Here is a 13,341-nt window from a genome sequence, read left to right as displayed (position 1 = left end):
GCACGTCAACTCGGATTGTAGGCGTCTGACGAGCAACGCGACATTTGTGGCCAGACATTTGCTGCACGGCCACAAAATAGAACGATCGTGCTTTTTTTGAATTATAGAAGAAGAATCGTGATGATCGCGAATGCCCCCAAGCGCGTCTGCCGCCACAACGACAAAGCAAGGGAAATCCCTATTAACCGACCAGTCGGTCGGCCAATTCGGGTAAGTCACTAGGGGGCCGACAAGGGGATTCGCCTATAGTGAATCAGGGTATTTTGCTTATCTTTCGTAACGATCCAACCCACCCCCAGGAGACAACGCATGAAGTTCCGCCTTGCCGCCACCGCGGCGTTCACCGCCACCCTGTTTGCGGGCGTCGGCGCCCAGGCCCAGACCGTGTTCACCGCCTCGACCTGGGTACCGCCCACGCACACGCTGAGCGTGGCGCAAAAGGAATGGTGCGATGCGCTTGAAAAGGAAAGCGCCGGGCGCATGAAATGCAACATCCTGCCCAAGGCTGTGTCCGCCCCTCCCGGCACGTTTGATGCCGTGCGCGACGGCCTGGCGGACATCTCCTTCACGGTCGACGGATACACGCCTGGCCGCTTCATCAACACCCAGATGGCCGAGTTTCCCTTCCTGGGCGACAACTCCATGGCCACCTCGGTGGCCTACCAGCGCATCTACAGCAAGTACTTTGCGCCGCTGGGCGAGCACAAGGGTGTAAAAGTGCTGGGTGTGTTCACCCACGGCCCCGGCACCATCTTCAACAGCAAAAAGCCGGTCAACAGCATCGCCGACGGCGCCACGCTCAAGTGGCGCATCGGCGGCGGCAACATCAACGAGCTGACCAAGCTGATGGGCTGGAACACCACCCTCAAGCCCGCCACCGAAGCGTTTGAACTGCTGTCCACCGGCGTCATGGACGGTACCCTGTTCCCCGACGAGTCCATCGCCTCCTTCAAACTGAGCATGATCAAGCACGCCACCACGTTGCCCGGCGGCCTGTACAACACCAGCTTCGTGTTCATGATGAACCCGGCCAAGTACGACGCCCTGTCCGCGCAGGACAAGGCCGTGGTCGACAAGCTGTCGGGAGAGTACGTGGCCCGCAGCTTTGGCGCGGGCTGGGACAAGGTCGACGACGCCTCGGTCAACGGCGTCCAGAAAGCCCAGGGCGTGCAACGAATCAAGGCATCGGACGCTTTCGTTGCCGAGGTCAAGGCCAAGCAGGCCCCGCTGGAAGACAAGTGGGCCGCCGCCGCCGAGGCCAAGGGCCTGAAGAACGCCAAGGCGGTGCTGGCCGAGTTCCGCGCCGAAATCGCAAAGGTCAAGTAAGCCTGGTGCCAGCCAGGCACCGTCTGATGACCGGCGGGGTGGCCGCGGTGGCCGCCCCGCCGGTTTGTCTTGTCTGACACCCCACCATGCTCCAGACCCCCGAGAAGTTCCTGCGCTGGTCCAGCGGCCTGATCGCATCCATGGCGTTGTTCGCCATCATGTGGCTCACACTCATCGATGTGACGGGCCGCAAGTTCTTCAACCATTCCGTGCCGGGCGGCCTGGAACTGACGGAGATCCTCATGGTCATCGTCATCTTCGGCGCGCTTCCGCTGGTTTCATGGCGCAGCGAGCACGTGGTGTTCGACTCGCTGGACGCCGTGATCCCGGTCTGGCTCAAAGGCATCCAGGCACGGCTGGTGCACCTGGTCTGTGCAGGCACGTTCGGCCTGTTGGCCTGGCTCATGACCACCCGCGCCCAGCGCTTTGCCGAGTACGGCGACACCACGGTGCACCTGCAGCTGGCCATCTCGCCGGTGGCCTGGCTGATGGCGGCGCTGTTGCTGCTGACCGCACTGGTACACGCCGTCTTCGTGTTCTCGCCGCCCATTCCGGTGACCCACGGGGAGACCGCGCCATGACCGCCGCGCTGCTGGGTTTTCTGGTGGTATTCGCGCTGGCGTTCCTGCGCGTGCCCCTGGCCGTGGCCATGTCCATTGCCGGCCTGGGTGGTCTGGGCCTCATGCGCGGCTGGCAGCCGGCTTTCGCCAGCACCAGCCAGGTCATCTTCGAAACCGGCTTTCACTACGTGCTCTCGGTCATTCCTCTGTTCGTGCTGATGGGAAACCTGGTGGCTCGCGCGGGCATGGCCAAGGAACTGTTCACCGCCGCCAACGCCTTCGTGGGGCACCGCCGTGGCGGGCTGGCCATGGCCAGCATCATCGCCTCGGGCGGCTTCGGCTCCATCTGCGGCTCGTCCATCGCCACCGCCGCCACCATGTCGCGAGTGGCCTACCCAGAGATGAAGGCCCACGGCTACAAGGACACGCTGGCCACCGGGTCGATTGCCTCGGGCGGCACGCTGGGCATCCTCATCCCACCGTCCACCATACTGGTCATCTACGGGATCATCACCGAGACCGACATTGGCAAGCTCTTCATCGCCGGCATCCTGCCCGGCATCGTGGCCATCGTCTGCCTGTGCATGGCGGTGGTGTTCGTCACCTGGCGCGACCCTTCCGCCGGACCGCCTGCCGAGCGCTTCAACTGGTCCCAGCGCCTGGCCGCCATCCGCGGCATCTGGAGCGTGGCCCTGCTGTTTGCCCTGGTCATCGGCGGCATCTACGGCGGCGTGTTCACCGCCACCGAGGGTGCGGGTGTCGGCGCGGCCGGGGCTTTCCTGTTTGCACTGGCCCGCCGCACGCTCACGCCGCGCGTGGTCATGGACATCCTGCAGGAGAGCGCGCGCACCACGGCCATGCTGTTCACCATCCTCATCGGGGCCATGGTGTTCACCAGCTTCATCAACTTCACCAGCATGCCCGGAGATCTGCGCGACTTCGTGCTGCAGTTCAGTCCCCACCCCATCATGGTGGTGATCGTGATGATGGGCATCTACCTCGCGCTGGGCATGGTGATGGAGGAACTGGCCATCGTGCTGCTGACCATTCCGGTGTTCTTCCCGGTCATCACCGGCCTGGGCTTCGACCCCGTGTGGTTCGGCATCCTGATCGTCACCATCGTCGAGATCGGCATGATCTCGCCACCAGTGGGCCTGAACCTCTTCGTGCTCAACTCCCTGTTGCCCACCGTCAAGCTCACCACCCTCTACCGCGGCGTCTGGCCCTTTGTATTCGCTGACATCGTCCGCCTGGGCATTCTGATCGCCTTCCCTGTCATCTCACTCTGGCTACCGGGGTTCATGGCCCGCTGAGGACCTGGGCTGCTCGCCGCTGGCGCGCATGTGCACCACGCGCTGCGGGTACGGGATCTCGATCCCGTGCGTGCGCAGCGCGGCCAGCACCGCCAGGTTGATGTCGGAGCGCACATTGAGCTGCCCGTTTTCGGGATCTGCAATCCAATAGCCCAGCGTGAACTCCAGCCCATCGGCGCCGAATGCGGACAACGCTGCATTCGGCGAAGGCTCGCGCAGCACGCGCGGCTGCGCCAGCGCCGCCTCGACCAGCAAGCGCCGCACCGTGTCGACGTCACTGTCATAGCCCACCGAGACCACAGTGGACTGCCAGACCTTCGGGTCGGCCAGCGACAGGTTCTCAACGCGGTTGGTGATGAGCATCTCGTTGGGCACGATGGATTCGCGCCCCGCTGCCGAGCGGATCAAGGTGTAGCGGGTGGTGATGTCGGTGATGCGACCTTCGAAGTTGTCGACCCGCACGTTATCGCCGATGCGCATGCTGCGCTCGGCCAGGATCACGAAACCGCTGACGTAGTTGGCCGCCAGCTTCTGCAGGCCAAAGCCGATGCCCACACCCACCGCACCACCCAGCACGGACAGCGCCGTCAGGTCGATGCCCACCGCGGACAGCGCGACGATCAGGCCCAGGAACATCAGGATGGCGCGGGTCGCGTTGCTCAGGGCCTTGCGCAGCGACAGGTCCCCACCAATGGCCGACTTGAGCAGGCGCGCCTCGATCGCCGCGGAAATCCAGAGCGTCACGATGAGCATGGCGCCCGCGGTCAGCGCCCCTTCGATCAGGGTGCGCAGGCTCACCGTGCTGGAGCCCATCTTCCAGGTGATCTGCTCCATCTCCTCCAGCACGATGGGCAGCAGGCCGCTGACCCACAGCACCATGAAGCCCCAGGCCATCCAGGAGATGGTGCGCTCCATCACCCGCACCCAGGGCGCCGACGAGAACGCCGCCTGCAGCACCTTCACGCCGACCCGGATCACCACCAGGGACACCAGCACCGGAATCGCGACCTTGAACACCGCCAGTGGTATCTGTTGCGCAAGCACGCTGCGGGCCACGTAGGCCAGGGTCAGCAACAGCAAGGGGAACAGAACACCGTCGACCACCTGCCGACCGAACAGGATCGACGATTCCTCATGTTGTCTGTTGAGCGCGCGCCGCAACAGGGCACCCAGCCCCCAGGCCATGCCGACGCACAGCGCCAGGACGCCGAGTTCAATCCACACGGTGGTCTGCTGAAATCCGGAAAGCCAGGCGTCGAAGTCCTGAATGGGCGGTGGTGCAGCGGTGTTGTTGCTCACCATCGGGGCGCCCTTTTCTCGATGAAGGCCTGCACACCCTCTTGCGCCACTTCGTGCACCATGTTGCAGGCCATGGTCTGACCAGCCAGCTGGTACGCCGATTCCATGCTGGTTTCCAGTTGCCGGTAAAACAGCGCCTTGCCCATGGCGAGCGCCTCGCGCGGCTTGCCCAGGATGCGATCGACCAGCGCGGCCACCTCGGCGTCCAGGGCGTCGGCCGTCACCACGCGGTTGACCAGCCCGCGCGCCTTCGCCTCGTCGGCCGAGATGAAGTCACCGGTCAGCAGCATTTCCATGGCCTGTTTGGGCAGCATGTTGCGCGAGAGCGCCACGCTGGGCGTCGCGCAGAACAGACCGACGTCGATGCCGTTGACACCGAAGCTCGCCTCCTTCACGGCCACCGCCAGGTCACACTGCGCGACCAGCTGACAGCCAGCAGCGGTGGCCAGGCCATGCACGCGTGCGATCACCGGCACTTCCAGCTTGCGAATCGACAGCATCAGCTTCGAGCAGGTCGCGAACAAGGCTTGGTAGTAGGCCAGCTCGGGTCGGGCCTTCATCTCCTTCAGGTCGTGCCCTGCGCAGAAGGCCCGGCCTTCGGCGGCGATCACCACGGCTCGCGCGGCAGAGTCGGCGGCCACGGCTTCCAGCGCCTGCTGGAACGCCACCATCATGGCCTCGGACAGGACGTTGAAGGCCTTTGGGTTGTTCAATGTGAGCGTGTGCACGCCGCGGTCGTCGCGGGTGGTGAGAAGAATGTCGTCGGTCATATTCAATGTTCAGAGCCCTGCCAGCACGCGCAGATGCGCCTCCACACTCCGCGCCAGGGCACTGAGGTCGTAGCCCCCTTCGAGACAGCTCACGATGCGCCCCTGGGCGTGGCGCTTCGCGACTTCCTTGATGCGCTCGGTGATCCAGGCGTAGTCGTTTTCCACCAGCCCCATCTGGCCCATGTCGTCCTCGCGGTGGGCATCGAAACCCGCGCTGATGAAGATCATCTGCGGCCGGTGGGCATCGAGCCGTGGCAGCCACATCATGTCGACCAGCTCCCGCACATCCATGCCCTTGGTGTACGCCGGCACAGGAAGGTTCACCAGGTTGGGAGCGGTGGAATGGTTCCAGGGTGGGTAGAAGGGGTGCTGGTAGAAGCTGCACATCAGGATGCGTTCGTCGCCCGCGACGATGTCCTCGGTGCCGTTGCCGTGGTGCACGTCGAAGTCGACGATGGCCACGCGCTGCAGGCCGTGGCGCTCCAGGGCGTACTTGGCCGCCACCGCCACGTTGTTGACGAAGCAGAAGCCCATGGCCTGGTTGCGCGTGGCGTGGTGACCAGGCGGCCGCACCGCGCAGAATGCATTGGCGAGCTCGCCGGCTATGACCGCATCGGTGGCGTCGATGGCGGCGCCCGCGGCCATCAGGATCGCGTCCCAGCTGTGCACGTTGATCGAGGTGTCGGGGTCGATCTGCGCATGGGCCGGTCCACCGGCGGCGATGTCGTCGCGCAACTGGTCCGACAGGCCGCGCAGCGCCGCCAGATGCATGCGGCCGTGGGCCAGTTCGAGGTCGGCCAGGGCGGCCGATGTGGCCTCGCGTTTGTCCAGGGCAATGTCCAGACCGGAGGCGAGCAAACGGTCCTGGATGGCGTCCAGGCGGGCGGGGCATTCCGGGTGCCCCGGCCCCATCTCGTGCCGCCAGCAGTCCCTGTGGGTGAAATAACCGGTGGCCTGGCTCATCACTTTTTTACGGTAAGGTTCGCGGCATGCAAGCCGACACAACAATCAGACAGCTTCTGGACCAGCTTAACACGGTGATCGTGGGCAAACCGGCCCAGGTTTCGGACTGTGTCGGCTGCCTTCTGGCCGGTGGACACCTGCTGATCGAAGACGTTCCCGGCGTCGGCAAAACCACCCTCGCCCACGCCCTGTCCCGCTCTTTCGGGCTGCAGTTTGCGCGCGTGCAGTTCACCGCCGACCTGATGCCCAGCGACCTGGTCGGCATATCGATCTACGAGCGCGGCCGCGAGGGCTTCGTGTTCCATCCCGGCCCGGTGTTCGCACAAGTGCTGCTGGCCGACGAGATCAACCGCGCCAGCCCCAAGACCCAGAGTGCGCTGCTTGAAGCCATGGAAGAAAAGCAGGTGACCGTCGAGGGCCAGACCCGGGCCCTGCCGGTGCCCTTCTTTGTCATCGCCACCCAGAATCCATTCGACCAGCTCGGCACCTACGCCCTGCCCGAGTCGCAGCTGGACCGCTTCCACATGCGCATCTCGCTGGGCTATCCGGACCGCGCTGCCGAGCGCGAGCTGCTGCGCGGTGCCGACCGGCGCGAGCTGATTGAACAGCTGCCAGCCGTGCTTTCCCCGGCCGATCTGGCGCGTCTACAAGCCGAGGTCCTGTCCGTGCACGCAGCCGAGCCCGTGCTGGAATACCTGCAGGATCTGGTGGCCGCCACGCGCTCGGGCCGCTGGTTCGCCCAAGGGCTCTCGCCCCGAGCTGCGCTGGCGGTGGTGCGGGCGGCCAAGGCGCAGGCCTTTCTGCAAGGTCGTAACTACGTGGCGCCGGACGACATCGCCGCCATCCTGCCGCAGACCGCGGCGCACCGGCTGGTTCCCGTCAGCGACGCCGGCCGCGGTGCGATGGAACAGGTGCGGGCCATGATCGACGCCACGCCCATCCCGTGAGCCCGCTGGCCCCGCTGCACGCCCTGCGCCAACGGCTGCGACAGTGGTTCCACGCGCGGCTGCCGCGCACCGACACCCTGCTGCTGACCCAGCGCAACGTCTACATCCTGCCCACCCGCGCCGGCTGGATGCTGGCACTGACCCTGTTGCTGCTGCTGGTGGGCAGCATCAACTACCAGCTGAACCTGGGGTATCTGCTGACCTTCCTGCTGGCCGGCAGCGCGCTGACCGCCATGCACAGCAGCCACGCCAACCTGCGTGGCCTCACCCTGCACCTGAGCCCGCCCGCTCCGGTGCACGCTGGTCATGCGGCGGCGCTGGACATCCGGCTGGGCAACGAGCAAGGCCAGGCGCGCCACGGCATCGGCATCGGCGTGATCGGTGAGGCGTCCGCCAGCGACAACCACCTGGCCTGGACCGATGTACCAGCCCAGGGCAGCACGCGCCTGCAGGTGGCGTCGGTGTTTCCCCGGCGCGGCCTGCATGCACTGGCACCGCTGACCGCCGTCACGCTGTTTCCGATGGGCACCTTCCGCGTCTGGACCGTGTGGCGTCCCGCGGCCCAGGTGCTGGTCTACCCCGCCCCCGAGGCCCACCCGCCGCCCCTGCCGCCCGGCGAGCCGCAACCGGGTTTCGCTGGCAGCGCGAGCGTGCAGACCACCGGCGAGTTCGACGGCGTGCGCGCCTACCGGCGGGGCGACCCGCAGAAGTCCATCGTCTGGAAGAAGGCCGCACAGACTTTTGCCGCCGGTCGCGACGACCTCGTCAGCCGCGACGCCCTGTCCACACAGCGCCAGCAGCTCTGGCTGGACCACACCCGCTGCGGCGCCCCCGACCTGGAATCCCGCCTGTCGCGCCTCACCGCCTGGGTGCTGATGGCCGAGCGCATGGGGCTGGACTATGGCCTGCGCATCCCCGGCCGCGAACTGGCACCTGACCAGGGACCGACCCACCGCGCCCGCTGCCTGGAGGCAATGGCTCTGGTATGAAGCTCCCACTGCGCCGCTCCGCGTCTTCCCCCTCTCCTGCGGGAGGGGGACGCAGCCTGTGGCCGGGCCAAGCCCGTTCCACGGCTGCCCGCGGCAATTGGACATCCACCTTGCCCAGGGACACCCGCGACACCCTGTTCCTACTGGCCGTCATCGCCTGGGTGGTGATGATGCAGGTGCCACACATCCCCTGGTGGTGCTCAGCCCTCACCGCGTGCGTGCTGGTCTGGCGCGCGGTGCTCACCCTCCGGGGCCGGCCACTGCCCGGATGGCGCTGGCGCATCGGCCTGCTGCTGGTCACGATGGTCGCCACCTGGTGGACCCACAAGACTCTGCTCGGCCGCGACGCGGGGGTCACCCTGATCGTCGTGCTGCTGGCGCTCAAGACCCTGGAGCTGCGGGCGCGGCGCGATGCCTTCGTGGTGTTCTTCCTCGGTTTCTTCACACTGCTGACGCACTTCTTCTATTCGCAATCGCTGCTGACGGCGGCCGGCATCCTGGTCGCGCTGCTGGGGCTGCTGACCGCCGTCGTGAATGCCCACATGCCGGTGGGGCATCCGCCGCTGCGGCAGACCGCGGGCATCGCGGCGCGACTGGCGCTGCTGGGCGCGCCGATCATGGTGGTGGCGTTCATGCTGTTCCCCCGCCTCTCGCCGCTGTGGGGCGTGCCGGGCGATGGCATGGACGGCCGCTCCGGCCTGTCCGGAAAGATGCGGGTCGGCCAGATCGCCGAGCTGGTGCTGGACGACCGCATCGCGCTGCGTGTGCGCTTTGACGGCCCGGTGCCGCCCCAGCGCGAGCTGTATTTCCGCGGACCGGTGCTCACGGATTTCGACGGCGTCGAATGGAAGCCCCTGCGTTCGGCCTTCCCTCCCCACATGGAACTGCAGGCCCACCTGGCGTTTGCCGGCGAGCCGATCCGTTACGAAGTCACCATGGAGCCCAACCACCGGCCCTGGGTATTCGTGCTCGAAGCCGCCACACAGGCACCCGAGCTGCAGGGCCTTAAGGCATTCATGACACCGGAGCTGCAGTGGTTCGTGCGGCGGCCGGTGACGGAGCTGGTGCGCTACCGCGCCGAGAGCCACACCCGCTTCCGCCACGGCCCGCTGGAGCCGTCGCTGGCGCTGCAGGACCAGATCGCGCTGCCTGCCGGCTTCAATCCGCGCACCCTGGCCTTCGCCCAGGAGCTGCGGCGCGAGCACGGGTCGGGGCCGCAGTCCGCTCCGGCGCTGATCGAGGCGGCGCTCAACCGCCTGCGCACCGGCGGCTACACCTACACGCTCGACCCCGGGGTCTATGGCCAGCACACCGCCGACGAGTTCTGGTTCGACCGCAAGGAGGGTTTCTGCGAGCACATCGCATCCAGCTTCGTGATCCTGATGCGCGCGCTCGACATCCCGGCCCGCATCGTCACCGGCTACCAGGGCGGCGAGCTCAACGCCGTCGACGGCTACTGGACGGTGCGCCAGCGCGACGCCCACGCCTGGGCCGAGGTCTGGCTGCAGGGTCAGGGCTGGGTGCGTGTGGACCCTACGAGCGCGGTGGCACCGTCCCGCATCGGGTCGTTTGAACGCCTGGTCGCGCCCCAGGGCGCCATAGGTGCCGCTCTGGGCACGCTGGACCCCACCCTCGCACAACAGCTGCGCGACGTCTGGGAAGCCGTGAACAACGGCTGGAACCAGTGGGTGCTGAACTACACCCAGGGCCGCCAGCTGGACCTGCTGAAGAGCCTGGGCTTCGATTCACCGAGCTGGACCGATCTGGCCTACGTGCTGATCGGCGTGATCGTGGTGGTCAGCCTCGCGGGCGCCGCCTGGGCCCTGTGGGAGCGCCAGCAGCACGACCCCTGGCTGCGCACGCTGGCGCGCGTGCGGCGTCGACTGGCCGCACTGGGCATCGAAGCTGGCGAGCACGCCACGCCGCGCGAGCTGGCGCGCTTGGCTTCGGCGCAGCTCGGTGACGGACTTTTCACGCAGCAGCTGATTGCCTGGCTGCTGCGCCTCGAAGCGCTGCGCTACGCACCCCACAGCCCGGATACGCTGGCTGCGCTTCAAAAACAGTTTCAACAGATGCCCTGGCCCGAACGGCGGGCAAGCTCATGAGTCCACGATCCCGATCCACCCTGGTGCCCGCCCTGCTCTTGCTGTCTCTGGCCGGTGTGGCCGCGCAGGCGCAGACGACGGTGGAGACCACACCCGTGGCACCCACCGACGTTCCCGCCATCACCCTGCCCCCGGCCCCTCCGTCGGCTGAGCCAGCGCCCACGGCACCACTGCCCGCTGCAACTGCGCCCGCTGAGCCCCCGCCAGCGGCACCGGCGGCCACACCCCCAGCGGCCGACATCACGGTGTACGCCGAATCGCCAGCGGCCATGGCCTTTGCAGACGATCTGGCCCAGCGCCGAGGGCTCGATCCCTTGTGGGTGCGTGAACAGATCGGCGCCGCCCGCCGCCAGCCCACCTCGATCCGGCTGTCACTGCCGGCGCCCCGCGCCGCCTTCAAAAACTGGGCGGCCTACCGCGCGCGCTTCATCGAACCGGTGCGGCTGCGCGCCGGGCAGCGCTTCTGGGACACCCACCGCGCAGCCCTGGAGCGCGCCGAGCGCGAGTACGGTGTGCCCGCCAGCCTGATCGTCGGCGTGATCGGGGTCGAGACCCTGTATGGCCAGCACACCGGCAATTTCCGCGTGATCGACGCGCTCGCCACGCTGGCCTTTGATTTTCCGGCCAGCCACCCCCGCGCCGAAGCCCGGGCCGAGTTCTTCCGCAGCGAGCTGGAGCAGTTCCTGAGTCTGAGCCAGCGCACCGGCATGGACCCGCAGGCCCTGCGCGGCAGCTACGCCGGCGCCATGGGCTGGCCACAGTTCATGCCCAGCAGCTGGGCGCGCTTCGCGATCGACTTCGATGGCGACAGCAAGATCGACCTGTTCAACAGCCCGGTCGACGCCATCGGCTCGGTGGCCAACTACTTCAAGGCCTATGGCTGGCAGCCTGGCCAGCCGACGCACTACACGGTGGGCTTCGACCTGAACAGGCTGGACAAGGAGGCCCTGCTCGCCCCCGACATCCTGCCCAGCTTCAGCGTCGAGAGCTTTGTCGCCAAGGGCGCCGTGCTCGACGCCGAGGGGAAAAAGCACGTCGGCAAGCTCGCGCTGATCGAACTGCAGAACGGAGACCCGGCCAATGGCGGGTCGGCCCCCACCTACCTCGCCGGCACCGACAACTTCTACGTCGTCACCCGCTACAACTGGAGCAGCTACTACGCGATGGCGGTGATCGAACTGGGCCAGACCATCGAAGCCTTAGTCAAGCGGCCCTGATCGGCTCGCTCACGCTGGTGTGATCCGCACGTCCACCGCCATGTCCTCGTCACCCCCGCCACGCCTCAGCCCCTTGACTGGCGTGCAGGCGCTGTAGTCGGTGGCGGCCGCCAGGCGGATATGGCGTTCGTCGGTCGGGCACCGGTGGGTCACGTCCAGGCTCAGCCAGCGGCGGTTCTCCGGGTCCACACACACGTCCACCCAGGCGTGGCTGGCCAGATCGGGCTCGTTGGCAGCGTAGAAATAACCGCTGACATAACGCGCCGGCAGACCGATGCTGCGGCACACCGCCACCATCACATGCGCCTGGTCCTGGCACACGCCCAGCTCCCAGTCGAAGGCCTCTAGTGCGGTGGTCTCCACCCCGGTGCTGCCCTTGCGGTACTGCACCTTGTCGGCGACCGCGCCGGCCAGGGCCACCAGGTCGGCGGTGCTCGGCCGTTCACCCCGCCCACGCGCAGCCATCAGGCCCGGCACGGCCTGTAAAGCCCACATGGCCATGCGCGGGTGCGGCTCGGCCAGCGGGGTGGAGCGTAGGTAGAAGCCCGGCGGCGGCAGTGTCGGCGGATCGGTGAACTCTGAAACGCCGTGGGTGACCACGGTGCCCCGGGCGGTGACGCTGTTTTCGCACAGGTTCTTCTCGGGCCGTGCCGAGAGCGAGAAGCTGTGCACGCGGTTTCCCTCGATGTCGGGCTGGCTGCACAGCGTGCCGGGCACGCGCAGCTCCCAGTGCTCCACGCTCTGGCAGGCGCTGCTGACCGGCCACAGGTGCAGCGACTGCACCGTGTAGAGCAGCGGCTGGCTGTAGCGGAAGCGGGTGTGGTGGTGGATGACGAATTTCATGCGGGTTCCGGGTTGCGCCGGGGACCCGCATGGTACCCGTCCGGATCAGTGGCTCGGAACCAGGAAGTCCTGGCTGATGCGGCCACCCAGCTCGTTCACCCGGTCGAGGAACTGCGTGAGGAAGGCGTGCAGGCCGGTGGAGAGGATCTCGTCGATGCGCGCGTACTGCAGGTCGGCCTTGAGCTTGCCGGCGCGGCGCTGGGTTTCACCGGAGATGTCGTTGGCCACCACGGCCAGGTTGGCCACCACCTCGTTCATGCTGGCGGCCAGGCTTCTCGGCATGTCCGGGCGCAGGATCAGCAGTTCGGCCACGCGCTCGGGCGTGATGACGTCGCGGTAGACCTTGCGGTAGACCTCGAAGCCGGAGACCGAGCGCAGGATCGCACTCCAGTGGTAGAAGTCGTACTCCTGATCCTGCTCGCTGGCGGCACCGAAGAAATCGCTGTGCACCGCATGGAATTTCACGTCCAGCAGTCGCGCGGTGTTGTCGGCCCGCTCCAGGAAGGAGCCCATTCGGTAGAAGTGGAAGGCCTCGTCCTGCAGCATGGTGCCCACCGCCACACCGCGCGAGAGGTGCGAACGGTGCTTGACCCATTCGAAGAAGGCGCCGGGATCGCGCTCGAAATCCCTGGACTTGAGGTAGCCCGCCAGCTTGAGCCAGGTGGCGTTCTGCGTCTCCCACAGCTCGGTGGTCAGCGCGCCACGCACCGCACGGGCGTTCTCGCGCGCCGCGCGCAGGCATGACACGATGGACGACGGGTTGGACTCGTCGCGCACCATGAAGTCCATGACGTTGCGCGGCGTGATGTCCTGCCCGTACTTGGCGGTGTAGCTGGGCATGAGCTCGCTGATGGACAGCAGGCCCTGCCAGCCCACCTGCGCCACCGCAGCGGACTGCGGCAGCAGCGAGGTCTGGTAGTTCACATCGAGCATGCGCGCGGTGTTCTCGGCCCGCTCGGTGTAGCGGGACATCCAGAAGAGGTGGTCGGCGGTACGCGAAAGCATGTCG

At 67.0% G+C, this 13,341-nt stretch carries 12 protein-coding genes; 7 read left to right on the top strand and 5 right to left on the bottom strand.

The window, feature by feature from the left end:
• Positions 1–309 precede the first annotated feature (309 nt).
• The 3 genes from ACFOPI_RS06810 to ACFOPI_RS06800 all read left to right on the top strand — a co-directional run bounded on the left by ACFOPI_RS06810 (position 310) and on the right by ACFOPI_RS06800 (position 3,199).
• Entirely contained in the window at positions 310–1,326 is a 1,017-nt protein-coding gene (locus tag ACFOPI_RS06810) for a TRAP transporter substrate-binding protein (protein ID WP_382172361.1), read from the top strand.
• An 86-nt stretch (positions 1,327–1,412) separates the two neighbouring features.
• Positions 1,413–1,907 (top strand): TRAP transporter small permease, encoded by a 495-nt coding sequence (locus ACFOPI_RS06805; protein WP_382172359.1) that lies wholly within the window; start codon positions 1,413–1,415, stop codon positions 1,905–1,907.
• The gene (locus tag ACFOPI_RS06800) at positions 1,904–3,199 is read left to right on the top strand and encodes a TRAP transporter large permease (protein ID WP_382172357.1); all 1,296 of its coding nucleotides are present in this window, start codon (positions 1,904–1,906) and stop codon (positions 3,197–3,199) included. The genes ACFOPI_RS06805 and ACFOPI_RS06800 overlap by 4 nt, the downstream gene beginning before the upstream one ends.
• On the opposite strand, the gene ACFOPI_RS06795 is transcribed toward ACFOPI_RS06800, so the two are convergent.
• The 3 genes from ACFOPI_RS06795 to ACFOPI_RS06785 are packed head-to-tail and all read right to left on the bottom strand — an operon-like array spanning position 3,176 to position 6,231.
• Positions 3,176–4,501: a mechanosensitive ion channel family protein gene (locus tag ACFOPI_RS06795; protein ID WP_382172355.1), complete on the bottom strand. Its 1,326-nt coding sequence runs from the start codon at positions 4,499–4,501 to the stop codon at positions 3,176–3,178. The genes ACFOPI_RS06800 and ACFOPI_RS06795 overlap by 24 nt on opposite strands.
• Positions 4,495–5,268 carry an enoyl-CoA hydratase gene (locus ACFOPI_RS06790; RefSeq protein WP_382172353.1) on the bottom strand — a complete coding sequence of 258 codons (774 nt, stop codon included), beginning with the start codon at positions 5,266–5,268 and terminating at the stop codon, positions 4,495–4,497. Before ACFOPI_RS06790 ends, ACFOPI_RS06795 begins: the two co-directional genes overlap by 7 nt.
• A 9-nt stretch (positions 5,269–5,277) precedes the next feature.
• Positions 5,278–6,231 (bottom strand): histone deacetylase family protein, encoded by a 954-nt coding sequence (locus ACFOPI_RS06785; RefSeq protein WP_382172352.1) that lies wholly within the window; start codon positions 6,229–6,231, stop codon positions 5,278–5,280.
• 26 nt (positions 6,232–6,257) lie between these two features.
• On the opposite strand from ACFOPI_RS06785, the gene ACFOPI_RS06780 reads away from it, so the two are divergent.
• The 4 genes from ACFOPI_RS06780 to mltB are packed head-to-tail and all read left to right on the top strand — an operon-like array spanning position 6,258 to position 11,489.
• A complete protein-coding gene (locus ACFOPI_RS06780) occupies positions 6,258–7,178 on the top strand; it encodes an AAA family ATPase (protein ID WP_382172350.1) in 921 nt (306 codons plus the stop codon).
• Positions 7,179–7,183: 5 nt separating this feature from the next.
• Positions 7,184–8,167 (top strand): DUF58 domain-containing protein, encoded by a 984-nt coding sequence (locus tag ACFOPI_RS06775; RefSeq protein ID WP_382173073.1) that lies wholly within the window; start codon positions 7,184–7,186, stop codon positions 8,165–8,167.
• A complete protein-coding gene (locus ACFOPI_RS06770; RefSeq protein WP_382172348.1) occupies positions 8,164–10,272 on the top strand; it encodes a transglutaminase family protein in 2,109 nt (702 codons plus the stop codon). The genes ACFOPI_RS06775 and ACFOPI_RS06770 overlap by 4 nt, the downstream gene beginning before the upstream one ends.
• Entirely contained in the window at positions 10,269–11,489 is a 1,221-nt protein-coding gene (mltB, locus tag ACFOPI_RS06765) for a lytic murein transglycosylase B (protein WP_382172347.1), read from the top strand. The genes ACFOPI_RS06770 and mltB overlap by 4 nt, the downstream gene beginning before the upstream one ends.
• Positions 11,490–11,498: 9 nt before the next feature.
• On the opposite strand, the gene ACFOPI_RS06760 is transcribed toward mltB, so the two are convergent.
• Together ACFOPI_RS06760 and ACFOPI_RS06755 are read right to left on the bottom strand one after the other, a co-directional pair.
• Positions 11,499–12,332 (bottom strand): transglutaminase family protein, encoded by an 834-nt coding sequence (locus ACFOPI_RS06760; RefSeq protein WP_382172345.1) that lies wholly within the window; start codon positions 12,330–12,332, stop codon positions 11,499–11,501.
• A gap of 45 nt (positions 12,333–12,377) precedes the next feature.
• Positions 12,378–13,337: an alpha-E domain-containing protein gene (locus tag ACFOPI_RS06755; protein WP_382172344.1), complete on the bottom strand. Its 960-nt coding sequence runs from the start codon at positions 13,335–13,337 to the stop codon at positions 12,378–12,380.
• Positions 13,338–13,341 lie beyond the last annotated feature (4 nt).

The organism is Hydrogenophaga luteola (assembly GCF_042648585.1).
In the GTDB taxonomy this organism is placed as follows: domain Bacteria; phylum Pseudomonadota; class Gammaproteobacteria; order Burkholderiales; family Burkholderiaceae_C; genus Hydrogenophaga; species Hydrogenophaga luteola.
The sequence above is the reverse complement of the archived record's forward strand: the minus strand, read 5'-3'. Positions and strand labels throughout refer to the sequence as shown.

Bases quoted from the DNA above. Each gene is read 5' to 3' on its own strand.
- ACFOPI_RS06810 (WP_382172361.1), top strand. From the start codon at position 310: ATGAAGTTCCGCCTTGCCGCCACCGCGGCGTTCACCGCCACCCTGTTT.
- ACFOPI_RS06805 (WP_382172359.1), top strand. From the start codon at position 1,413: ATGCTCCAGACCCCCGAGAAGTTCCTGCGCTGGTCCAGCGGCCTGATC.
- ACFOPI_RS06800 (WP_382172357.1), top strand. From the start codon at position 1,904: ATGACCGCCGCGCTGCTGGGTTTTCTGGTGGTATTCGCGCTGGCGTTC.
- ACFOPI_RS06795 (WP_382172355.1), bottom strand. From the start codon at position 4,501: ATGGTGAGCAACAACACCGCTGCACCACCGCCCATTCAGGACTTCGAC.
- ACFOPI_RS06790 (WP_382172353.1), bottom strand. From the start codon at position 5,268: ATGACCGACGACATTCTTCTCACCACCCGCGACGACCGCGGCGTGCAC.
- ACFOPI_RS06785 (WP_382172352.1), bottom strand. From the start codon at position 6,231: ATGAGCCAGGCCACCGGTTATTTCACCCACAGGGACTGCTGGCGGCAC.
- ACFOPI_RS06780 (WP_382172350.1), top strand. From the start codon at position 6,258: ATGCAAGCCGACACAACAATCAGACAGCTTCTGGACCAGCTTAACACG.
- ACFOPI_RS06770 (WP_382172348.1), top strand. From the start codon at position 8,164: ATGAAGCTCCCACTGCGCCGCTCCGCGTCTTCCCCCTCTCCTGCGGGA.
- mltB (WP_382172347.1), top strand. From the start codon at position 10,269: ATGAGTCCACGATCCCGATCCACCCTGGTGCCCGCCCTGCTCTTGCTG.
- ACFOPI_RS06760 (WP_382172345.1), bottom strand. From the start codon at position 12,332: ATGAAATTCGTCATCCACCACCACACCCGCTTCCGCTACAGCCAGCCG.
- ACFOPI_RS06755 (WP_382172344.1), bottom strand. From the start codon at position 13,337: ATGCTTTCGCGTACCGCCGACCACCTCTTCTGGATGTCCCGCTACACC.